Origin of the sequence: Pseudomonas sp. NFACC46-3, from assembly GCF_900114515.1 — a bacterium.
Classification (GTDB): domain Bacteria; phylum Pseudomonadota; class Gammaproteobacteria; order Pseudomonadales; family Pseudomonadaceae; genus Aquipseudomonas; species Aquipseudomonas fluorescens_Q.
The window spans coordinates 86,054-107,850 of sequence record NZ_FOTH01000023.1 but is presented as its reverse complement, the minus strand read 5'-3'; the positions used below and the strand labels follow the sequence as shown (position 1 = coordinate 107,850).

Genomic DNA, 21,797 nt, shown 5'->3' with positions numbered 1-21,797 from the left:
GAGGGAGCTTGCTCCCGCTGGGTGGCGTAGCCGCCCCCGTTTTTCCCAACCACTGAAGATGTTCCAGCCCGGCGACAGTGGCGTCTGCTGCGCAGCCGAGCGGGAGCAAGCTCCCTCGCCACAGAAGCTCGCTAGCCCATGACATTGGCGAACGCCCATGCATTGGATGCCTGCACAAGGCAGGCGACGACCCACTCTGGAAGACCATTGAGCGCTTGTGGCGAGGGAGCTTGCTCCCGCTGGGTGGCGCAGCCGCCCCCGTTTTTCCCAAACCACTGAAGATGTTCCAGCCCGGCGACAGTGGCGTCTGCTGCGCAGCCGAGCGGGAGCAAGCTCCCTCGCCACAAAGGCATTGCTCTTCCCCAAAGCGGTGCTCTTGCGCAAGTCATTTCCCCTGCCAAAAGTCACACCTAATATTGCCAGTCGTCACTTTTTCAGCCCGTTTTTAAACCTTTTGGACTTTATGTGTTCTAGTTATCACTTGCGCATTTGCGCGGCTGCGAAAGTGCCGCTAAATTGCCATCATTGATACCGAGCATTCTGTTATGCGTATAGACGGCTTTTCATCCCAGTCCTATCCCATCAAGCGCAAGCCTCGTGCAGGCAAAATCGCTGAGCAAGAGTCCTTCGATGAAGATATCGATGGCGAACTGGAGTTTCCGTCTGAAGAGCAACTGGCTGCCCGCGCCGCCAAAGCCTCCGCGCAACGCCTGAGCAATCTTCCCGCCCGCCAGCAGGACATGCTTTACCACCGTGCGATGAGCCGCAGTGTCGCCACGGCCCTGGCGAGCTACCTGAGTACCGCCGGTTTCGTCGATTGGGATATGGAAGTGCTGGGTCTCGATCTCTACATCTGATGGTCTTGCCTTACTACCTGGGCTGCCCGTCCTGGAGCGAAAACGCCTGGCGCGATTATCTTTATCCCCAGGACGCCAAAACCTCCGACTTCCTGAATCTCTATTCCCAAGTATTCAATGCCGTGGAAGGCAATACGACTTTCTACGCCAGCCCCTCTGCGGCCATCGTCCAGCGTTGGGCCGAAACCATGCCCGGACATTTTCGCTTCACCGCCAAACTGCCCGGTGACATCAGCCACAACGGCGACTTGCGTGAGCGGCTGACAGCCACCGAAACCTTCGTGCAATTGCTCAGCCCCCTGGGTGAGCGGGTTTCGCCGTTCTGGCTGCAATTATCCAAGGCCTTTACCCCCAATCGATTGCCCGAGCTGGCGGGTTTCATCGACGCTTTCGAGCGGCCGTTGGCCGTGGAAGTGCGCCACGATGAGTTCTTTGCCAAGGGCGATGCCGAACGGCGACTCAACCGCTTGTTGCTCGATCGCGGTATCGAACGTATCTGCCTCGATCCCCGGGCGCTGTTCAGTTGCACCTCCTCCGACCCTGGCGTGCTCCATGCCCAATCGAAAAAACCGCGGGTGCCACCGCGACCGACGGCCTTCACCCAATGCCCGCAGGTGCGCTTCATCGGCCATCCGGTGCTGGAAGCCAATGAACCGTTCCTGACGCCGTGGGTAGAGAAAATCGCCGGATGGATCGAAGAAGGGCGCACGCCTTATATCTTCCTGCACACCGCCGACAACCTGCTGGCGGCGAAACTCGCGCAACGCTTCCACACTCGCCTGATGAGTCGTTTGCCTGGCTTGCCGGCCCTGCCTGAGCTATATAGAGAGCCCGCCGCCGAGCAACTGGGTTTGCTCTGAGGCCAACACTCTCTGCCCAGGAGCGAACTACATGGATGCGCAAACTCGTCGAGCCCAGGCGTTCAAGGCCTTGCACGAACGTGAAGGGGCTTTTGTCATTCCCAACCCGTGGGATGTCGGTTCGGCCAAGATGTTGGCCAGCCTCGGCTTTGAAGCCCTGGCGACCACCAGTGCCGGCCATGCTTTTTCCTTGGGCCGGCCCGATGGCGCGCTGGGCCTGGAGGACACGCTGGCCAATGTGCGGGCGATTGTGGCGGCCACCGACCTGCCCGTAGCCGTGGACCTGGAAAATGGTTTTGCCGATGCCCCCGACGATTGCGCGCGTAACCTGCTCCGTGCGGCAGAGGCCGGTGCGGTGGGTGGTTCGATCGAGGATGCCACGGGGCGCGAAGACAGCCCGATCTATTGCTTCGAGCATGCGGTGGCACGGGTCAAGGCCGCCGCCGACGCAGTGCGCAGCTTGCCGTACCCCTTCCTGCTGACCGCCCGGGCGGAGAACTTCCTGCACGGCAATCCGGACCTGGACGACACCATTCGCCGCTTGAAGGCCTTCGCAGACGCGGGGGCCGACGTGTTGTACGCCCCGGGGCTGAGCAGTGCCGAGCAAGTGCTTGCAGTGGTGCGGGCCGTGGCGCCGAAACCGGTGAACGTGCTGATGTCCGGGGCGCTGGACCTGACGGTGACACAATTGAGTGAACTGGGGGTCAAGCGCATCAGCGTCGGATCGGCCCTGGCTCTGGCTGCCTATGGCGAGTTCTTCCGCGCCGCCGAAGAAATCCAGCAGCAGGGCACATTCACTTTCACGCGCCGCTCGATGCCATTCAAGCAGGCCAACCAATTATTCAAGGGTTGAGGCCCGAGGCAACGTCGTGCGGTTTTTGAAAGTTCTTGCTGTCGTGGCACTGCTCGTTGGCGTCGCAGTGCTGGGGGTATGGCGCGGCTGGGTGTCGCTGCCGCCCCAATGGAATCCCTGGGCGCCGCTGGACGTCAACCTTGCGCCGAACCTGCTGACCCGTTTCAAACTCATGGCCCTGCGCAACGACCCGCAGCTCTGCGACCAGGCCCTCGCCACCTCGGGGCTGCGCACCGCTCGCCAGGCTGACAGCGGTGCCCATACAGATTGCCCGCTGACCAACGTGCTGAGGGTACAGGGCGGTGAGGTGGCACTGAGCAGCAGTTTCCTTGCCAGTTGCCCGTTGGCGGTGGCGTTCGCGCTATTCGAGCGCCATGCGTTGCAGCCGGCGGCAGTCGCGACCTATGGCCAGAGAGTGGCACGGGTTGATCATCTCGGCAGTTTTGCCTGCCGCAACATGTACGGTCGGGAAAGCGGGGCGCGCAGCCAGCACGCCACTGCCAGTGCGCTGGACATCGCCGGGTTTCGCCTGGCCGATGGCCGCACGATCAGCGTGCTCAGGGACTGGCCGAAGGACAACGCCGACGCGCGGTTCCTGCGCCAGGTTCGCGAGGGTGCCTGCGATATGTTCAGTGTGGTCTTGAGTCCGGATTACAACGCGGCGCACCGCAACCATTTTCATCTGGATGTCGGGCCTTGGTGGATCTGTCGCTAGTGTCCTGAGTGGATCAGGCGGCGATACGCAGGTTCTGCAGCACGATCGGACGTGCCCAGCGGGTGTCGAAGTCCAGTTGTTTCTGTTGTGCCACCAATTCCTCTTCCGGGAAAGGCGGAAACGGCTTGTCCAGCAAGTCGAGTTCGAACTCGGCGATTGGCAGGTGCAATGGACGCGGCTGCGGCGCCGGGCCAGGTTCAGGCAGCGGTTGGCCGGCGGTGAGAACGAGTGGGCGAACCCAGTTGCTTTCGAAGGTCTGTTGTTTTTGCTGGGCGGCGATTTCTTCCGCTGGGAAAGGTGGGAACGGTTTGTCCAGCAGGTCCAGTTCGAATTCGGCGATGGGCAGAAACAGCGGCTCAGGTGGCTTGACCGGGGTTTCGGTCACTTCGCAGGTGCGCTGGCTGATGATGTGTTCCAGCAGTTCGGCGCCGAGGGTCGGTTCAACCGCTTCATCGAGAGGCACTGGCTCGTAGCTGCCAGGTGCCGGTGCGTTATCACCCAGTTGATCGGCCAGGGCCCGGGCGAAAAAATCCTGCCACAGGTGACTGACGCCGCTCAGCGCTTGGGTGTTACGCAGGCTGTAATCACCGTAAGGGGAGATAACGCCTATCGATGTGGATTGAATGTCTGACATTTTTCTCGGTCGACGCTCAGCTCTGGCAAAATGCCGTTCACCGTTGTTATCGGCCGTTTTTGCCGATCCTTAATTTTTTGAGCATGTTTCCATGAGTGAGCAACCCGCGGCCTGCCGCATCCATGTCGAGGCCCTGGCCCCGGCCTTTCAACCGCAGGCCGAGCACTGGGCCGAGCGGCTTGGCCTGCCTTTGCAGGTGGACGATGGCGAGTTTGCCTTGCAGGTCGGCGAGCAGGGGTTGCAGTTGCAGCAACTGGGCCCGGACGCGCCAGGGCCGGTGCGGGTGGACTTCGTTGAGGGCGGTGCGGCCCACCGTCGGTTGTACGGCGGCGGCAGTGGCCAGATGATCGCCAAGGCGGTCGGCATTGCCCAAGGTGTGCGGCCACGAGTGCTGGATGCCACCGCCGGGTTGGGCAAGGATGCGTTTGTGCTGGCCAGCCTGGGCTGCGAGATGAGCCTGATCGAGCGTCAACCGCTGATTGGAGCGCTGTTGGAGGATGGCCTGGTCCGTGGGGCGGAGGATTTCGACGTGGCGCCCATCGTGGCGCGCATGCGCTTGCTCAAGGGCAATTCCATCGAGGTGATGCGCAACTGGGAGGGCGAGCCGCCCCAGGTCATCTACCTGGACCCGATGTTTCCCCATCGGGAGAAAACCGCCCTGGTGAAGAAGGAAATGCGCTTGTTCCGCCCCCTGGTGGGCGATGACCCGGACGCCCCGGCGCTGCTGGCCGCGGCCCTGGCCCTGGCGACTCACCGGGTGGTGGTCAAGCGTCCACGCAAGGCCCCATGTATCGAAGGGCCGAAGCCAAGTCATGGGCTCGATGGCAAATCCAGTCGCTACGACATCTACCCCAAGAAAGCGCTCAAGCCCTGAGACCGTGTCGCCTGTATCGCGAGCAAGCTCCCACATTGGATCTGTGGCGTTCATAAACCCTGTGGGAGCGAGCTTGCTCGCGATGTGGCCCTTCCAGTCAGCGAAAGGCTACCGGGGCGAGCTAAGGCCGATAAGCCCGCACAAACAACCCCACCACTTCCTGTACATGGGCCTCGGCGGCTTCGCCTTCCAACTGAGGCCCGCAGCCGTATAACAGACGGAAGTTCGCCGCGCCCTTGATCAGGCAGAAGAAATGCTCGGCGGCATTGCGCGGTTTGTCGATGCTCAGGGCGCCGCTCTGGTTGACCTTGATCAGCAGCCGCTCCATGCCTGAGAGCATCCGCTGTGGGCCTGCTTCGTAGAAGATCGTCGAGAGCTTCGGGTCTTGGCTGCCCAGGGCCATGATCAGCCGATGCAGGTTCAACGATTCCTCGCTGCTGACGAGCTGGTGGAAGCCACGGGCGATGTTCAGCAGCACGTGTTCGATCGGAACGCCGTCCGGCCATTCGAAAAACAGCGGCGGCACCTGCTCTTCACATTTGGCTATCACGGCAGCGGAAAACAGCGTCTCCTTGTCGTTGAAGTGACTGTAGACCGTCAGCTTCGAGACCCCGGCCTCGGTAGCGACGGCGTCCATGCTGGTACTGGCGTAACCCATGCTCACGAACAAGCGCTTCGCCGCGTCGAGAATGGCCTGGCGCTTGGCCAGGTCCTTGGGACGGCCGGGACCGGAGGGGATTGGAGGATTGTTCGACATTCTTCGCTTTAATACTGGACTGGTGAGTTTGCTATTAATAACATACTCGCCAGTATAATTATTCCAAGCACCATTAGCGAAAGGTCACTCGCCATGTTCCGCTATGCCTTGCCCCTCGCCGTGCCAGTCACCCTGGCTTTTTTATTGTCTGCGTGCGGTCATGACGAGCCGGTCCCGGTCGCCGTGCGCCCCGCCATGGTGGTGAAACCACAGCCTTCGGCCCAGGCGATGGACAGTTACCCCGGCGAAGTGCGCGCCCGTTTCGAGCCCGACCTGGCTTTTCGCATTGGTGGCAAAGTGAGTCGACGCCTGGTCGAAGAGGGTCAGCGGGTCAAGGCCAATCAACCATTGGCCGAGCTCGACCCCGAAGATGTGCGCCTGCAACTGGAAGCCGCCCGTGCCCAGGTCGCCGCCGCCGAGGCCAACCTGAACCTGGTACGCGCCGAGCGTGACCGCTACAAAACCTTGATGGAGCGGCAAATGGTCAGCCGCTCCCAGTACGACAACGCGGAGAACCTCTATCGCTCCGGCGCTGCGCGGCTCAAGCAGATCAAGGCCGAGTTCGATGTCGCCAATAACCAGGCCAGTTATTCGGTATTGCGTGCCCCCCAGGATGGCGTGGTCGCCCGGCGTTCGGTGGAGGTCGGGCAGGTGGTATCGGCGGGTCAAACGGTGTTCACCCTTGCCACCGATGGCGAGCGGGAAGTGCTGATCGACCTGCCGGAACAGAGTTTTGGCCGGTTCAAGATCGGCCAGCCGGTTTCGGTCGAACTGTGGAGCCAGCCCGACCAGCGCTTCAGCGGACGCATTCGCGAGCTGTCGCCGGCCGCCGATCCCAAGTCTCGCACCTTCGCCGCCCGTGTGGCCTTCACCGCCGGCAGTGTTCCGGCCGAGCTGGGCCAGAGTGCGCGGGTGTTTATCCAGACTGCCGACAAGGTGCCGCTGTCGGTGCCCTTGTCGGCTTTGACGGCTGAAAATGGCGCGACCTATGTCTGGGTCGTTAACGCCAACAATACCCTGAAGAAAGTCCCGGTGCGGGTCGGCGCCTTCGGCGAAAAGACTGTTCCGGTGCTGGAAGGCCTCAGCCCCGATGACTGGGTGGTGGCGGCCGGCGTGCATGTGCTCCTCGACGGCCAGCAGGTGCGGCCGGTGGATCGCTCCAACCGCGTGGTCAATCTGACGGCCAAGGAGTAATCCCCGATGGGTTTCAATCTTTCCGAATGGGCGCTGCGCAACCGCCAGATCGTACTGTTCCTGATGCTGTTGCTGGCCATCGTTGGTGCGCTTTCCTACACCAAGCTCGGCCAGAGCGAAGACCCGCCGTTCACCTTCAAGGCCATGGTCATCCGCACCAACTGGCCGGGCGCCACGGCCGAGGAAGTCTCGCGACAGGTCACTGAGCGCATCGAAAAGAAACTGATGGAAACCGGCGATTACGAAAGGATCGTCTCGTTCTCCCGTCCGGGCGAGTCCCAGGTGACCTTCATGGCCCGTGACTCCCTGCATTCGGTACAGATCCCCGAGCTGTGGTACCAGATCCGCAAGAAAATCAGTGACATCCGCCACACCTTGCCGCCGGGTATCCAAGGGCCATTTTTCAACGATGAATTCGGCACCACCTTCGGCAACATCTATGCGCTGACCGGTGACGGCTTCGACTACGCCGTGCTCAAGGACTACGCCGACCGCATCCAGATCCAGCTGCAACGGGTCAAGGACGTGGGCAAGGTCGAACTGCTCGGTTTGCAGGACGAGAAGATCTGGATCGAGTTGTCGAACGTGAAGCTGGCGACCCTCGGCCTGCCCTTGGCGGCTGTCCAGCAGGCCTTGGAAGAGCAGAACGCCGTGTCGACCGCTGGCTTCTTCGAGACCGGCAGCGAGCGACTGCAGCTACGGGTTTCCGGGAATTTCCAGACCGTGGAAGAGATCCGCAACTTTCCGATCCGGGTCGCCGATCGTACGTTCCGTATCAGTGATCTGGCGGATGTGCGCCGGGGGTTCAATGACCCACCGGCGCCACGCATGCGTTTCATGGGTGAAGATGCCATCGGCCTGGCCGTGGCCATGAAGGACGGTGGCGACATCCTGGTGCTGGGCAAGGCCCTCGAGGTCGATTTTGCCAGGATCCAGAACACGCTCCCGGCCGGCATGCAATTGCGCAAGGTGTCGGACCAGCCGGCGGCGGTGAAGACCGGGGTCGGTGAGTTCGTCCAGGTGTTGGTGGAAGCGCTGACGATTGTGTTGCTGGTGAGCTTCTTCTCCCTTGGGCTGCGCACCGGGATGGTGGTGGCCCTGGCGATCCCGCTGGTGCTGGCAATGACGTTTGCCGCGATGTACTACCTGGGCATCGGCCTGCACAAGATTTCCCTCGGCGCGCTGGTATTGGCGCTGGGGCTGCTGGTGGACGACGCGATCATCGCGGTGGAGATGATGGCGATCAAGATGGAGCAGGGCTTCGACCGGATCAAGGCCGCCAGTTTTGCCTGGACCAGCACGGCATTCCCGATGCTCACCGGTACGTTGATCACCGCGGCCGGCTTCCTGCCAATCGCCACCGCGCAATCGGGCACCGGCGAATACACCCGTTCGATTTTCCAGGTCGTGACCCTGGCATTGCTGGCATCCTGGGTGGCTGCCGTGGTGTTTGTGCCGTACCTGGGGGAAAAGCTCCTGCCGGACCTGGCGAAAATTCACGCGGCCAAACATGGCACGGCTGACGGCCAGACCGACCCGTACGGCACGCCGTTCTATCAGCGTGTCCGGCGGATGGTGGAGTGGTGCGTACGTCGCCGCAAAACCGTCATCATCCTGACCGTGCTGTTGTTCGTCGGCTCGGTGGTGTTGTTCCGTTTCGTGCCGCAGCAGTTCTTCCCGGCATCGGGGCGGCTGGAGCTGATGGTCGACCTGAAGCTGCAGGAAGGCGCCTCCCTGAGCAATACCGCCGAGCAGGTCAAGCGCCTTGAAGCGCTGCTCAAGGACCACGCGGGCATCGACAATTACGTGGCCTACGTCGGCACCGGTTCACCGCGCTTCTACCTGCCGCTGGATCAACAACTGCCGGCGTCCAGCTTTGCCCAGTTCGTGGTGCTGGCCAAGACCATCGAAGACCGCGAGCCTTTGCGCAGTTGGTTGATCGCGACCCTGAACGAACAGTTCCCGACCCTGCGCTCGCGGGTCACTCGCCTGGAAAACGGCCCGCCGGTCGGCTACCCGGTGCAGTTCCGCGTCACGGGCGAACACATCGAAAAGGTTCGCGCCCTGGCGCGCAAAGTGGCGGAAAAAGTTCGCGAAAACCCTTACGTGACCAATGTGCACCTGGACTGGGAAGAACCGAGCAAGGTGGTGTACCTGAACGTCGATCAGGACCGTGCCCGAGCCCTCGGCGTGAGCACGGCCACCCTGGCAAGCTTCCTGCGCAGCTCCCTTACCGGCTCCAGCGTCAGCCAGTACCGGGAAGATAACGAACTGATCGAGATCCTGCTGCGTGGCACGGTGCATGAGCGCACCGAGCTGTCGTTGCTGCCGAGCCTGGCGGTGCCGACCGACAACGGCAAGAGCGTTGCCCTGTCGCAGATCGCGACCTTGGAATACGGTTTCGAAGAAGGTGTGATCTGGCACCGCAACCGCTTGCCGAGCGTGACCGTACGGGCCGATATCTACGGCAAGGAACAACCGGCGACGCTGGTGCAGCAGATCTTCCCGACCCTGGAGCCGATTCGTGCGCAACTGCCGGACGGTTACCTGCTGGAGGTGGGCGGTACGGTAGAGGATTCGGCCCGCGGCCAGAAATCGGTGAACGCCGGGGTGCCGTTGTTCATCGTGGTGGTGTTGACCCTGCTGATGCTGCAACTGCGCAGTTTTTCGCGCACGGCCATGGTGTTTCTGACCGCGCCACTGGGGTTGATCGGTGTCACGCTGTTCCTGTTGATGTTTCGCCAGCCGTTTGGTTTTGTCGCCATGCTCGGTACGATCGCGCTGTCGGGGATGATCATGCGCAACTCGGTGATCCTGGTGGACCAGATCGAACAGGACATCAAGGCGGGGCTGTCGCCCTGGCAGGCGATCATCGAAGCGACAGTGCGCCGCTTCCGCCCGATTGTGCTCACGGCACTGGCGGCGGTGCTGGCGATGATCCCGCTGTCGCGCAGCCTGTTCTTCGGCCCGATGGCCGTGGCGATCATGGGCGGGTTGATCGTGGCGACGGCGTTGACGTTGCTGTTTTTGCCCGCGTTGTATGCGGCTTGGTTCAGGGTCAAGAAAACCTGATCAACAGCTGCACACCGAACCTGTGGCGAGGGAGCTTGCTCCCGCTGGGCTGCGTAGCGGCCCCAAGCTTTTGCGGCTGCTGCGCAACCGAGCGGGAGCAAGCTCCCTCGCCACGGGATCGTGGTTTGTCAGCTAGGCAGTGTGTTCATCGCGAGCAAGCTCCTTCAGTTGGTTCGGGTTGGGGCTCAGAGGGTGCCGAAAACCTTCTTCGCCAAGCTGGTCGCCGCCGCCGCCGGGTTCTGGCGAATGGTGGCTTCCTGCTTGCCGATCATCTCGAACAAGCCGTCCAGCGCCTGCTCGGTCACGTAGTTCTCGATGTTGGCGCTCTTGGTGTCGAGCACACCGAAGGTCGCGGCCTGGCCGGCGAAGGCATTGTATTTCTGCGCCAGGCCGACCTTGTCGGTGGCTTGCTTGACGATGGGCAGGAACTTGGCGCGGATCTGCTCGCGGCTGCTCTTGTTCAGGTATTGCGTGGCAGAGTCTTGGCCGCCGCTGAGAATGCCCTTGGCATCGTCCACGCTCATGTTCTTCACGGCATTGACCAGGATCGGCTGAGCCTGGACCACGGCAGCCTCAGCGGCCTGGTTCATGCTGGTTTCCAGTTGATCGACCTGTTCACCCATGCCGAAGGCCTTCATCTTGCTGGCGACTTTGCCCAGCTTGCCTGGCAGTTCGATTTTCACATCCGGGTTGTTGCTGAAGCCGCCGGGTGTGCCCAGTTGCTTGACCGCCACCTGCGCGCCTTGGGTCAAGGCGTCCTTGAGACCGCCCGTGGCGTCTTTTTGCGACAGGTCGCCCAAGGACAGGGCCATGGCATTGGCGCAGATCAGCAGGCCCGCGCACAGGCCGGTGAAACGGAGAGTAGGACGGAGCATGAGGGCTTCCTTGAAGAGAATTTGAAAAGGACTCAGCGTGCGGCGTTGACGCGAATCTTCAACGGCTGCGGATCCTTGCCATCGAGTTGCACGGTGTGTTGTTCGGTGGTGATGAACATCAACTGGCCGTCCACTTCGATGCGGGCGCTCACGGCATAACGGTGGCCGGGCTTGACCTGGGTTGGATCATAACTGAGGTGGAACGGCAGCGGGACCTGGCCTTTGATCGGGCCGCTCTGCTCATCGAGGACCACCGCAGGGGCGTCGGCGAGGGAAACGTCCTGCAGGCTCACGCTCAAGGTAGCGTTGGGTGGCAGGGCAATGCGTTGCAGATAGAACACTTCGCCATCGAGGGCCGCAACGGTCGTGGAGGGGGGCGTTGCCGATTGGCAAGCGGCCAGTAATGCCATGGATGCAAGCAGAGCAAGTTTTTTCATTGGATGCACCTGGCTCATTGACGCCAGCCACACGGGCGTCAATGAGCATTTAGCGGATTTGCGTCCAAGCATCCATTCGTAACGTCGCGGTTCAGGAACCGAACGCGGGTGCTTGAACAGTTTCAGCCAGCGATGCTGGCGCCAGGCTCAGCGGGATGTCAACGTGTTGATTGCCGCCATCCCAGGTGAAGGCCTGTTCGGTTTCAAGAAAAAGAGCGGTGTCGCCTCGGTACGCTTGTGCCTTGACCGAGAGTTTCTCCCCTACGGGTGTCATCTTGGGCTCGACAAGAAAGCGATATTGCCAAGGCTGCTGGGCCGCTGGCTCCTTAGGCGCCACATTGGAGCCCTGGCCGCCGCTGGCGCTGATCTGTGCACCGGCTGCATTTCGCACACTGACTTCGGTGCGAGCGTCTTCCGGGAGTTGAAAGCCTTCGGGCAGTTGCAGGGTTAACGTGATGATGTTCATGCTGAATTCCTTTTCAGTACGTCGACATTGACGTGAACCCATCCTAGAGGCCTGCTCCAAAGTTCTCTGTAGGCCTTTTCTTCGTCTGACGTCACCTTAGCCGCTGCGCGGTGTCGGAGTAAACTCGTTGACTGCCCCATCAACTCACCGGAACCTTCCATGTTTCTCGGTGAGTGATCGGCAACCTTCAACTGTCGGGGCTGATGGCGACGTCCGCTGCATCGTCACTGCGATGCAGCGCCACCTGACGGATCGACAGGCGAATTTCCGCTGGCAGCACCCGCTTGGCTGCGCCTTCGGCCAGTTCGCCCAGCAGCTCGTGGTAGCTGAGTTTGCCGGCTTCGTCGCGGCGCAGTACATCGAGGTCGAGCATCGTCTGGATGAAGTGGCGGAACAGGCTCTTGTCGAAGAACTCCGGCGCATTCAGGCCATGCAGGATCGACAGGCGCTGGGCCATGACGGTGCAGAGGTCTTCCAGTTCTTCGGCGCTGATGGTGTTCTGGCCGCTGTTGAGCAGCAGCGAGACGGTCATGTAGAAGCGCTGCAAGGTCTGGGCGATGCTTTTTGACAGCAGGGTCAGCAGCACGAAATGCCGCGAACTTGGCGCCGGACGCAGGTACAGGTCTTTTTCGAAACGCAGCAGCCCTTGTTCGACGAATGCTTCAAGCCACTGGTCGACCACGCCGTCCAGTTCTTCCAGCGACCAGCGAATGAACAATTCCGATTGCAGGTACGGGTACAACGCATGGGTGTAGCGCAGGATCTGCTCGCGACTCATGCGCGAGCTGCTCTGGAAGAAGCTCGCCAGCAACGCCGGCAGGGCGAAGATGTGCAGGACGTTGTTGCGGTAGTAGGTCATCAGTACCGCGTTCTGCTCATCCAGGTACAGAATCTTGCCCAGGGCATCGCTCTGTTCCGACAGCAGGTCCATGCCTTTTACATGTTCGATCAGCACCCGGCCATCGCCTTCGGGCAGGGTGGTGTGGGGCGAGTACGGGACCTTGCGCAGCAACGCCAGGTACAGGTCCAGCACCCGGGCCATGGCGCGGTCGTCCAGGGCCAGGCGGCTGGTGGACAGCAGCGCCAGGGCGACCAGGTTGACCGGGTTGATCGCAGCGGCTTCGTTCAGGTGCCGGGCCACGCGCTCGCCGAGGCGGTGGGTGGTCGCGTTGAGCCAGGCCGGCTTGAACTGCGGGCCCAGCTCCTGTTGGCGCCAACCCGGTTGTTCGCCGTCGAGGAATTCCGCCAGCTTGATCGGTTCACCGAAGTTCACCGCCACCTGGCCGAAGCGTTGCTTGAGGGCGCCGATGACCTTGAAGATGTCGAAGATCGATTCTTTTTTCTTGCTGGCCCCACGTAGTTCGCCCAGGTAGGTGCGGCCTTCCAGTACGCGCTCATAACCGATGTAGACCGGCACGAACACGATGGGCATGCGCGATGAACGCAGGAAACTGCGCAGGGTGATGGCGAGCATGCCGGTCTTGGGTTGCAGCATGCGCCCGGTGCGCGAACGCCCACCCTCGACGAAGTACTCCACCGGGAAACCTTTGGTGAACAGCGTGTGCAGGTATTCGTTGAACACGGCGGTGTAGAGCGGGTTGCCCTTGAAGGTGCGACGCATGAAGAACGCCCCGCCACGGCGCAGCAGGCCACCGATCACCGGCATGTTGAGGTTGATGCCGGCGGCGATGTGCGGCGGCGTCAGGCCGTTGCGAAACAACAGGTACGACAGCAGCAAGTAGTCGATGTGGCTGCGGTGGCACGGCACGTAGATGACTTCGTGGCCCTGGGCAACGTTTTGCACACCTTCGATGTGGTTGACCTTGATGCCGTCGTAGATCTTGTTCCAGAACCAGCTGAGCACCACTTCCAGAAAGCGGATCGCGGTGTAGGTGTAGTCCGAGGCGATTTCGTTGCCATAGCGCAGGGCCTGGGCCTTGGCTTTTTCCGGGGTGATCTTTTCCCGCTCGGCCTCGTCGATAATCGCCTGCTTGACCAGCGGCTGGTTCAGCAGGCCCTTGACCAGGTTGCGCCGATGGGAAATGTCGGGGCCGATGACCGCGGCCTTCAGGTTGCGAAAGTGCACCCGCAGGATCCGTTGGGCCATGCGCACGGTGCGTTCGTGGCCCTTGTCATGCTCGATCAGCTCGCGCAGATGGATCGGCGCGGAGAACTGCACGCGGGTCTTGCGCCCCAGGATCATGATGCTCAACAGGCGACGCAGGCGCCCGGTGACGGCCCAACTGTCGGCGAACAACAGCTTCCAGGGGCTGGACTCGCTGTCGGGCGACTGGCCCCAGAACACGCTGACCGGGATGATCTGCGCGTCTTCGGCGGCATTGTGGGTCAGGGCGTTGACCAGCCGCGTCAGGGTGGGCGGCGCACCGCGCTTGTCCTGGCGCCCGATCCAGTCCGGCGCCGGCGTCAGGTAGAAAAACGCCGCCGGCTCCAGCAGGTTACCCACCGAGACCGGCAGCACCGGACGGGGCAGGCCGGCCTTGGTGCATTCGGTGTCGAGCACCGCCAGGTCAGTGAGCGAAGGATCTTGCAGGACGTAGAACACCGGGCGACTGCGGTCGAGGTTGAGGGTGAAGGACGACTGGTTGATCGTCTCTGAGCGAACCCAGAGGTACAACAGTCGGCGCAGGGTGCCAAACACAAGACGGCGGAACGGGGAGCGGGTCATACGGCTTCTGCATGAGTGAATAAAACCGAGCGGCTGCTCGGGCTCGCTAGTGTGCCGGATTCATCGAAAATCGGCAAAAAAGCGCCGAAGTAAAGTCAGTTGAGAGTTTTTCCGGGTGTCATATACTCGCCAGGTTGCTACCCGGCCTCCCCATGGACGGCCTGACGGTGGTGAAAGTTCGTACGGCTTTCCATCGAAAAGCCGACTTATAAGATAAAAATGGGAGTGAGCATCATGGCAGCACGGGAAACCGGCAGTGTGAAGTGGTTCAACGACGCCAAGGGTTACGGCTTCATCCAACGCGAAGGTGGGGCGGATGTGTTCGTGCATTACCGCGCCATCCGCGGTGAAGGCCACCGTTCCCTGACCGAAGGCCAGCAGGTCGAATACGCCGTCGTGGAAGGCCAGAAAGGCCTGCAGGCTGAGGATGTGGTGGGGTTGTAAACCGCATTCACTGGCTACACAAAACCCATTGCGGGAGCGAGCTTGCTCGCGATAGCGGTGTGTCAGTCACTTCTAGTCTGGCTGATCTGCCGCTATCGTGAGCAAGCTCGCTCCCACATTGGCTCTTCGGTGGGCTGGAAGTCAGCGTCACGCCGTCTTCCAGGTAATCTCTTCTTCCCCGTCGGCACTGATGCGAATCCAGCGATCCGCCGATTCCTCGCCTTCTTCCTCGACCCATGACCCAGGCGCGCAGCGCACTTCGACGTTCAGTGCGGCGAAGGCGGCGCGGGCGCAGGCGATGTCGTCTTCCCACGGGGTCTGGTCACTTTCCAGGTACAGGCTGTTCCATTTGCCCACGGCCTTGGGCAGCCAGGTCACCGGGATGTTGCCGGCCTTGCACTTGTAGGTCTGGCCTTTCTGGACCCAGTCGCTGCACGGGCCCAGGGCCTGGCCGAGCCAGGCGGCGATGGCCTTGTGGTCGACGTCGGCGTCTTTGAGGTAAATCTCGATATCGGGTTGGCGCATGGATATCCTCGCTGCGGTCTTGAAAAATCCATTCGCGGATTTAACGGGGCCCGAGCGGTTGCCCGGGCCCGGAATCAAAAGGTTATTGAAGAACGAAATAATCGTAGCGCATCGACACCGTGACCTGGAACGGCTCGGCCTGCTCGATCACGCTGGCACGGCGTTCGGCACTGGCGCGCCAGCCGTGGGGCGTCATGGCCAGCAGGTTGGCGCGGTCCTGGCCACTGGCGAGCGTCAGCTTGAATTCGAGGGTTTCGCTGTGATCCAGGACCATGCCTGGCGGCACCAGGGCCAGGTGCTTGTCGTCGGTGTACTCGCGCACTTCGTCGTACAGGCGCTCGCGCAATTCCATCAGGTGGCCGGCGGTGGGGCCGACTTTCATCAGGCCGCCGCCGGGGCTGAGCAAGCGCTTGGCCTCCTGCCAGTCCAGCGGACTGAACACGCTGGCCAGGAACTGGCAGCAGCCGTCCGCCAGCGGCACCCGGGCCATGCTGGCGATCAACCAGGTCAGATGCGGATTGCGTTTGCAGGCGCGCTTGACCGCTTCTCGGGAAATGTCCAGGGCATAGCCATCGGCGTAGGGCAACGCTTCAGCGATCTGCGCGGTGTAGTAGCCCTCGCCACAACCAATATCCAGCCAGCGTCCAGGTGCGCGTTCAGCGGCCAGTTCCGCCAGGCGCCGGGCGACCGGGGCGTAATGCCCGGCGTTGAGGAAGTTGCGCCGGGCTTCGACCATCGCCTGGTTGTCGCCGGGGTCGCGGCTGTTCTTGTGCTGCACCGGCAGCAGGTTCAGGTAACCCTGCCGCGCGCGGTCGAAGCGGTGGCCGGCCGGGCACACCACGCCGTTGTCCAGCGCGTTCAGCGGTTCACTGCAAATAGGGCAGGCGAGCATCAGGCGAGCAACTTGATCAGCGTCTTGTAGTAGATCTCGGTCAGTACGTCGAGATCGGCGGCCAGTACGCGTTCGTTGACCTGGTGGATGGTCGCGTTGACCGGCCCCAGTTCCACCACTTGCGTACCCATGGTGGCGATGAAGCGACCGTCGGACGTGCCGCCGCTGGTGGACGCCTGGGTCTCCCGGCCGGTAACGTCCTTGATGCTCGACGATACGGCGTCGAGCAGCGCACCGGGTTCGGTGAGGAACGGCAGGCCAGACAGCGCCCAGTCGATGTGCCAGTCCAACTGGTGCTTGTCGAGGATGTCGGCGACGCGCTGTTGCAGGCCTTCGACGGTGGACTCGGTGGAGAAACGGAAGTTGAACACCGCCACCAGGTCACCGGGGATCACGTTGGTCGCGCCGGTGCCGGCGTTGAGGTTGGAGATCTGGAAACTGGTGGGCGGGAAGAAGTCGTTGCCGTGGTCCCAATGCTCGGCGGCCAATTCTGCCAACGCTGGAGCGGCCAGGTGGATCGGGTTTTTCGCCAGGTGTGGATAAGCCACGTGGCCTTGTTTGCCGCGCACGGTCAACTTCGCGCCGAGGGAACCGCGCCGGCCATTCTTGACCACGTCGCCCACCAGCGTGGTGCTCGACGGTTCGCCGACGATGCACCAGTCCAGTCGTTCCTGACGGGCCTTGAGGCGCTCGATCACGGCCTTGGTGCCGTGGTGGGCCGGGCCTTCTTCATCGCTGGTGATCAGGAAGGTCAGCGAGCCCTTGTGGTCCGGGTAGTCGGCGACGAACCGTTCGGCTGCCACGACCATCGCCGCCAGGCTGCCTTTCATGTCCGCCGCGCCACGACCGCAGAGCATGCCATGCTCGTCGATGACCGCATCGAACGGGTCGAGCTGCCAGGCCTGCACCGGACCGGTCGGCACCACGTCGGTGTGCCCGGCGAAGCACAGCACCGGGCCGTCATGCTTGCCGTGGCTGGCCCAGAAGTTATCCACATCCTCGATGCGCATCGGTTCGAGCGTAAAGCCTGCGTTGCCCAGGCGCTGCATCATCAGTTTCTGGCAATCGGCATCCACCGGCGTCACGGACGGACGGCGGATCAGATCGCAGGCGAGTTGCAGGGTCGGCGAGAGGTCGGCGTGGGCCGTCATGGAAGCTCCGGAAATATAGAATGGACGCAAGGCTTGTACAGGCGTGGGCAGGCTCGCGCAAAATGGCAGTTATCTTATAGCAAAACGACCACCATGGGCCCCTGGTGCGGGACAGGTGGAACACAAAACCTGTGGGAGCGAGCTTGCTCGCGATGGCGTCAGATCAGCCAGCATCGATGTCGACTGGTACACCGCCATCGCGAGCAAGCTCGCTCCCACAGAGGTTTTGCTTAATTTGCTCCAGCAAAGCCCTATAATGCGCGCCGGTTTTTGGGGTAATGGTCATGAGTACAGAAGATCCACGGTTTGCCGGCATCGCCCGTTTATATGGCATCGAAGGCCTGGCGCGCCTGCGGGCGGCCCATGTGGCAATTGTCGGGGTGGGCGGTGTCGGCTCCTGGGCGGCGGAAGCCATCGCCCGTTGCGGCGTGGGCGAGATCTCGCTATTCGACCTGGACGATGTTTGCGTCAGCAACGCCAACCGTCAGTTGCACGCACTGGACAGCACCGTCGGCAAGCCCAAGGTCGAGGTCATGGCCGAGCGGCTGCGCGGGATCAACCCCGATTGCACGGTGCATGCGGTGGCCGACTTTGTCACCCGCGACACCATGGCCGAATACATCACACCGAACATTGACTGCGTGATCGACTGCATCGACAGCGTCAACGCCAAGGCTGCGCTGATCGCCTGGTGCAAGCGCCGCAAGATCCAGATCATCACCACCGGTGGCGCGGGCGGGCAGATCGACCCGACGCTGATCCAGGTCTGCGACTTGAACCGCACGTTCAACGATCCACTGGCCTCCAAGGTACGTTCCACCTTGCGCCGCGACTACGGCTTTTCCCGCACCGTGACCCGCCACTACAGCGTGCCTTGCGTGTTCTCCACCGAACAACTGCGCTACCCGAAACCGGACGGCAGCATTTGCCTGCAGAAAAGTTTTGTCGGCGACGGCGTCAAGCTCGACTGCGCCGGTGGGTTTGGCGCGGTGATGATGGTCACGGCGACGTTTGGCATGGTCGCGGCGACCAAGGCTGTGGATAAGATTGTGGCCGGAGTGCGGCGACCGGCTGACAGGGTCAAGCCTGGGCAGTGAGCGCTTTTGTGGCGAGGGAGCTTGCTCCCGCTGGGCCGCGAAGCGGCCCCCCATTGGCGGCGTCAATCATGCTGAATCCAAGGCGGCTGCTTCGCAGCCGAGCGGGAGCAAGCTCCCTCGCCACAATCATTGGCGGGTCAACTCAAACATCCGCTTCAACACCGCATTCAAGCCATTGCTACGGGACGGCGACAGCTGCCGCGACAATCCCAGCCGGTTGAACCAATCTGGCAGATCCACCTGCTGCAACGCCTCGGCGGACAACCCGTTGACCCGCGCCAGCAGCAACGCCACCAGCCCACGGATCAACCGCGCATCGCTGCTGGCGCAAAACTGCCAGTGCCCGTCGTGCAAGCGACCCACCAACCACACCTGGCTTTCACAGCCGTGAACAAGGTTGGCTTCGCACTTGTCCTCGTCGCTCAGGGGCGGCAAACGCTCGCCCCATTGCATCAGCAGCCGGGCCCGTTGTTCCCAACCTGACGCGTCCTGGAAAATCTGCAGCGCTGTGGCAGCCTCGGCGGGCAGGTTCATCGCAACATCTCCAAGGCCTGGTCGAGGGCGTCGAAGAAGCGTTCGATGTCGGCGGAGTCGTTGTACAGCGCCAGCGACACGCGGATCGCCCCGGACAGCTTCAGGTGCTTGAACAGCGGCATGGCGCAGTGATGCCCGGCGCGCACGGCGATGCCTTGCTCGGTCAGCAGGTGGGCCAAGTCGGCGTTGTGGATGCCTTCGACCACGAAGCTGACCAAGGCCAGGCGCGGGTTGCCCACCAGGCGCACGCCGTTGCGGGCCCGCAGGCCATGGAGCAGGTAGTCGTGCAGCGCCGCCTCGTGGTCGATGACCGCCTGCGGATCGAGGTCGGACAGGTAATCCAGGGTTGCCCCCAGCCCGATCACGCTGGCAATTGGCGGCGTGCCGGCTTCGAAGCCCAGCGGCGCCGGGCGGAAGGTGGCGCTGTGGTAATCGGCCTGTTGCACCATTTCGCCGCCGAATTGCCAATGACGCAGGTTGCCAAGGGCTTCGGTGCGGCCAAACAGCACGCCCAGCCCGTCGGGGCCGTAAAGTTTGTGGCTGGAAAACACATAAAAGTCGCAGCCCAGTGCCTCCACGTCATGGCGACCATGGACCACGCCTTGGGCGCCGTCGATCACCGTCAACGCGCCTTGGGCCTTGGCCAGCGCCAGCAGCGCCGGCACCGGTTGCCAGGCCCCCAGCACATTGGATAACTGGCTCACCGCCAGCAAGCGCGTACGCGGGCCGATCAGTTCGGCGGCGGCGCCAGGGTCGATCACCCCGTCGGCGTCCAGTGGCAACACCACCAGGGTCAACGAACGACGTTCGGCCAATTGCTGCCACGGCAGCAGGTTGGCGTGGTGTTCCAGGGCGCTGATGACGATCTCGTCGCCCGGGTTGAACAAATGTTCCAGGCCATAGGCCAGCAGATTCAGCGCAGACGTCGCCCCGTGGGTGAAGACGACTTGCCCGCAGTTTCCGGCATTGAGCCATTGCGAAGCCTTGAGGCGGCTGTCCTCGAACGCCTGGGTGGCATGGGCCCCCGGCAAATGTTGCGCACGGTGCACGTTGGCCGCGCCGTTGGCGTAGTAATGCGTCAGGGCGTCCAGCAGTGCTTGAGGTTTTTGCGTGGTGGCGGCGCTGTCCAGGTAGGTCTGGCCTTGCCGTTGCAGGGCGGCGATGGCCGGGAAGTCGGTGCGCCAGGGGGAGGGAATCAACATACTTTCGGGCCCTGCTGGAATGACGCCGGACCCTGTGGGAGCGGGCTTTTTTTGTGGGAGCCAAGCTTGCTCGCGATGGCAGCGACACGGTTCAACTGCAAGACCGCGTCATCGTTCATCGCGAGCAAGCTCAGCTCCCACAAAGGCTCGCTCCCACAGGTGGTGGTGTGACGCTTAGTTGTGAGCGTGCAGTGCTTCGTTCAGCTCGATGGCCGACTTGTGCGTCTTGCATTCCACCGCGCCGGTCTCGGAATTGCGGCGGAACAACAGGTCGGGCTGGCCAGCCAAGTCGCGGGCCTTGACCACTTTGACCAGTTGGTTGTTTTCGTCCAGCAGCTTCACTTTGGTGCCGGCGGTCACATACAGGCCCGACTCCACGGTGTTGCGGTCGCCCAGCGGGATACCGATGCCGGCGTTGGCGCCGATCAGGCAGCCTTCGCCGACCTTGATCACGATGTTGCCGCCGCCCGACAGGGTGCCCATGGTGGAGCAACCGCCGCCCAGGTCCGAGCCCTTGCCGACGAACACACCCGCCGATACGCGGCCTTCGATCATGCCCGGGCCTTCGGTGCCGGCGTTGAAGTTAACGAAACCTTCGTGCATCACGGTGGTGCCTTCGCCCACGTAGGCGCCCAGGCGGATCCGCGCGGCATCGGCGATACGCACGCCGGCCGGGACCACGTAGTCGGTCATTTTCGGGAACTTGTCCACCGAGAACACTTCCAGCAGTTCGCCACGCAGGCGGGCTTCGAGCTGGTGCTCGGCCAGTTCGGCCAGGTCGATCGCGCCTTGGCTGGTCCAGGCCACGTTCGGCAGCAGCGGGAAGATGCCAGCCAGGTTCAGGCCGTGGGGCTTGACCAGGCGATGGGACAGCAGGTGCAGCTTGAGGTAGGCCTCAGGCGTGGAGCTCAGTTGGGCATCTTCGGCCAGCAGGGTGGCGACCAGCGGCTTGTGGCTTTCAGCCAGGCGGGTCAGCAGGGCAGCCTGTGCGGCATCGACGCCCTTGAGGGCTTCAGCCAGTTGCGAGGCCTGGGTGGTGGTGAAGGTGATGGCCTGGTTGCCTTCGCTGTAGCCGAGGATCGGCGCGATGGCCTTGATGATGTCAGCCGACGGGTTGAGCAATGGCTGTGCGTAGAACACTTCCAGCCAGGCGCCTTGACGGTTTTGAGTGCCGACACCGAAGGCCAGGCTGAACAGGGTAGTGGACATGAAATTACCTCTACAAAATGGACTGGGCAGGTTTACTTGATTTCTGCCGCATAGATATCTGGCTTGAAGCCAATCAGGGTTCGGTCACCGAGATCGAGCACCGGGCGCTTGATCATCGAGGGTTGGGCGAGCATCAGTTCGATGGCTTTCGTCTGGTCGAGATCGGCTTTGCGTTCGTCGTCGAGTTTGCGAAAGGTCGTACCGGCACGGTTCAACACCACTTGCCAGCCATGCTCGTTGCACCATTGGGTCAGGTGCTCACGGTCGATGCCGGCGGTCTTGTAATCGTGAAAGTCGTAGCGTACAGCGTGCTCATCGAGCCAGGTACGCGCTTTTTTCATCGTATCGCAGGCTTTGATGCCGAAAAGCTGTAAGTGCTTGTTTTCCTTGGGCATGAATGCTCCCCCAAAACGTTCCCGGTATCGTCCTGAAAATCAGCGGACGATTATGCCACGTCGTTCCT

22 protein-coding genes are annotated in these 21,797 nt (G+C 62.3%); 9 read left to right on the top strand and 13 right to left on the bottom strand.

Annotated features, from left to right (window positions below):
- The first annotated feature begins 545 nt into the window (after positions 1–545).
- The 4 genes from BM300_RS21315 to BM300_RS21300 are packed head-to-tail and all read left to right on the top strand — an operon-like array spanning position 546 to position 3,285.
- Positions 546–857, top strand: coding sequence for a hypothetical protein (locus BM300_RS21315; protein ID WP_063322791.1), 312 nt, complete (start codon positions 546–548; stop codon positions 855–857).
- A complete protein-coding gene (locus BM300_RS21310) occupies positions 857–1,717 on the top strand; it encodes a DUF72 domain-containing protein (protein WP_092349600.1) in 861 nt (286 codons plus the stop codon). Before BM300_RS21315 ends, BM300_RS21310 begins: the two co-directional genes overlap by 1 nt.
- Positions 1,718–1,748: 31 nt before the next feature.
- Entirely contained in the window at positions 1,749–2,570 is an 822-nt protein-coding gene (locus BM300_RS21305; RefSeq protein ID WP_092463919.1) for an isocitrate lyase/PEP mutase family protein, read from the top strand.
- A gap of 16 nt (positions 2,571–2,586) precedes the next feature.
- Entirely contained in the window at positions 2,587–3,285 is a 699-nt protein-coding gene (locus tag BM300_RS21300) for an extensin-like domain-containing protein (RefSeq protein WP_092463916.1), read from the top strand.
- A 13-nt stretch (positions 3,286–3,298) separates the two neighbouring features.
- On the opposite strand, the gene BM300_RS21295 is transcribed toward BM300_RS21300, so the two are convergent.
- Entirely contained in the window at positions 3,299–3,919 is a 621-nt protein-coding gene (locus tag BM300_RS21295) for an energy transducer TonB (protein WP_092463913.1), read from the bottom strand.
- A gap of 91 nt (positions 3,920–4,010) precedes the next feature.
- On the opposite strand from BM300_RS21295, the gene BM300_RS21290 reads away from it, so the two are divergent.
- The gene (locus BM300_RS21290) at positions 4,011–4,793 is read left to right on the top strand and encodes a class I SAM-dependent methyltransferase (protein ID WP_092463910.1); all 783 of its coding nucleotides are present in this window, start codon (positions 4,011–4,013) and stop codon (positions 4,791–4,793) included.
- Positions 4,794–4,914: 121 nt separating this feature from the next.
- Here the strand turns inward: BM300_RS21290 and BM300_RS21285 are convergent, their stop codons facing one another.
- Positions 4,915–5,550, bottom strand: a complete 636-nt coding sequence (locus tag BM300_RS21285) for a TetR/AcrR family transcriptional regulator (protein ID WP_092349594.1) — start codon at positions 5,548–5,550, stop codon at positions 4,915–4,917.
- Between the two features lie 93 nt (positions 5,551–5,643).
- Between BM300_RS21285 and BM300_RS21280 the strand changes: the two genes are divergently transcribed.
- Both BM300_RS21280 and BM300_RS21275 read left to right on the top strand, forming a co-directional pair.
- Complete coding sequence (locus BM300_RS21280) at positions 5,644–6,744, top strand: efflux RND transporter periplasmic adaptor subunit (protein WP_092463907.1); 1,101 nt, start codon at positions 5,644–5,646, stop codon at positions 6,742–6,744.
- A 6-nt stretch (positions 6,745–6,750) separates the two neighbouring features.
- On the top strand, positions 6,751–9,816 hold the full coding sequence (locus BM300_RS21275) for an efflux RND transporter permease subunit (protein WP_092463904.1): 3,066 nt from the start codon (positions 6,751–6,753) through the stop codon (positions 9,814–9,816).
- A 185-nt stretch (positions 9,817–10,001) separates the two neighbouring features.
- Here BM300_RS21275 and BM300_RS21270 read toward each other — a convergent pair whose 3' ends face one another.
- From BM300_RS21270 to plsB, 4 genes are all read right to left on the bottom strand, one after another.
- Entirely contained in the window at positions 10,002–10,691 is a 690-nt protein-coding gene (locus tag BM300_RS21270; RefSeq protein ID WP_092463902.1) for a DUF4197 domain-containing protein, read from the bottom strand.
- Positions 10,692–10,723: 32 nt separating this feature from the next.
- Positions 10,724–11,128, bottom strand: a complete 405-nt coding sequence (locus tag BM300_RS21265) for a YbaY family lipoprotein (RefSeq protein WP_063322781.1) — start codon at positions 11,126–11,128, stop codon at positions 10,724–10,726.
- A 91-nt stretch (positions 11,129–11,219) separates the two neighbouring features.
- Positions 11,220–11,594, bottom strand: a complete 375-nt coding sequence (locus BM300_RS21260; RefSeq protein ID WP_092144030.1) for a hypothetical protein — start codon at positions 11,592–11,594, stop codon at positions 11,220–11,222.
- A gap of 187 nt (positions 11,595–11,781) precedes the next feature.
- Positions 11,782–14,280 carry a glycerol-3-phosphate 1-O-acyltransferase PlsB gene (gene plsB / locus BM300_RS21255; protein WP_063322779.1) on the bottom strand — a complete coding sequence of 833 codons (2,499 nt, stop codon included), beginning with the start codon at positions 14,278–14,280 and terminating at the stop codon, positions 11,782–11,784.
- A gap of 234 nt (positions 14,281–14,514) precedes the next feature.
- Between plsB and BM300_RS21250 the strand changes: the two genes are divergently transcribed.
- A complete protein-coding gene (locus BM300_RS21250; protein WP_003198198.1) occupies positions 14,515–14,724 on the top strand; it encodes a cold shock domain-containing protein in 210 nt (69 codons plus the stop codon).
- Between the two features lie 147 nt (positions 14,725–14,871).
- Here BM300_RS21250 and BM300_RS21245 read toward each other — a convergent pair whose 3' ends face one another.
- The 3 genes from BM300_RS21245 to dapE all read right to left on the bottom strand — a co-directional run bounded on the left by BM300_RS21245 (position 14,872) and on the right by dapE (position 17,292).
- Positions 14,872–15,249, bottom strand: a complete 378-nt coding sequence (locus tag BM300_RS21245; RefSeq protein ID WP_003198200.1) for a hypothetical protein — start codon at positions 15,247–15,249, stop codon at positions 14,872–14,874.
- Positions 15,250–15,331: 82 nt separating this feature from the next.
- Positions 15,332–16,141: a putative RNA methyltransferase gene (locus tag BM300_RS21240; protein ID WP_092463899.1), complete on the bottom strand. Its 810-nt coding sequence runs from the start codon at positions 16,139–16,141 to the stop codon at positions 15,332–15,334.
- Entirely contained in the window at positions 16,141–17,292 is a 1,152-nt protein-coding gene (dapE, locus tag BM300_RS21235; protein WP_092144038.1) for a succinyl-diaminopimelate desuccinylase, read from the bottom strand. Before dapE ends, BM300_RS21240 begins: the two co-directional genes overlap by 1 nt.
- A gap of 278 nt (positions 17,293–17,570) precedes the next feature.
- On the opposite strand from dapE, the gene tcdA reads away from it, so the two are divergent.
- Positions 17,571–18,389 (top strand): tRNA cyclic N6-threonylcarbamoyladenosine(37) synthase TcdA, encoded by an 819-nt coding sequence (gene tcdA / locus BM300_RS21230; protein WP_063322775.1) that lies wholly within the window; start codon positions 17,571–17,573, stop codon positions 18,387–18,389.
- A 126-nt stretch (positions 18,390–18,515) separates the two neighbouring features.
- On the opposite strand, the gene BM300_RS21225 is transcribed toward tcdA, so the two are convergent.
- From BM300_RS21225 to BM300_RS21210, 4 genes are all read right to left on the bottom strand, one after another.
- Entirely contained in the window at positions 18,516–18,923 is a 408-nt protein-coding gene (locus tag BM300_RS21225; protein WP_092463896.1) for a SufE family protein, read from the bottom strand.
- Complete coding sequence (locus BM300_RS21220) at positions 18,920–20,125, bottom strand: aminotransferase class V-fold PLP-dependent enzyme (RefSeq protein ID WP_092144044.1); 1,206 nt, start codon at positions 20,123–20,125, stop codon at positions 18,920–18,922. The genes BM300_RS21225 and BM300_RS21220 overlap by 4 nt, the downstream gene beginning before the upstream one ends.
- Positions 20,126–20,299: 174 nt before the next feature.
- Positions 20,300–21,334 carry a 2,3,4,5-tetrahydropyridine-2,6-dicarboxylate N-succinyltransferase gene (gene dapD / locus BM300_RS21215; RefSeq protein WP_063322772.1) on the bottom strand — a complete coding sequence of 345 codons (1,035 nt, stop codon included), beginning with the start codon at positions 21,332–21,334 and terminating at the stop codon, positions 20,300–20,302.
- A gap of 32 nt (positions 21,335–21,366) precedes the next feature.
- Positions 21,367–21,729: an ArsC family reductase gene (locus BM300_RS21210; RefSeq protein WP_063322771.1), complete on the bottom strand. Its 363-nt coding sequence runs from the start codon at positions 21,727–21,729 to the stop codon at positions 21,367–21,369.
- Positions 21,730–21,797: the final 68 nt, after the last annotated feature.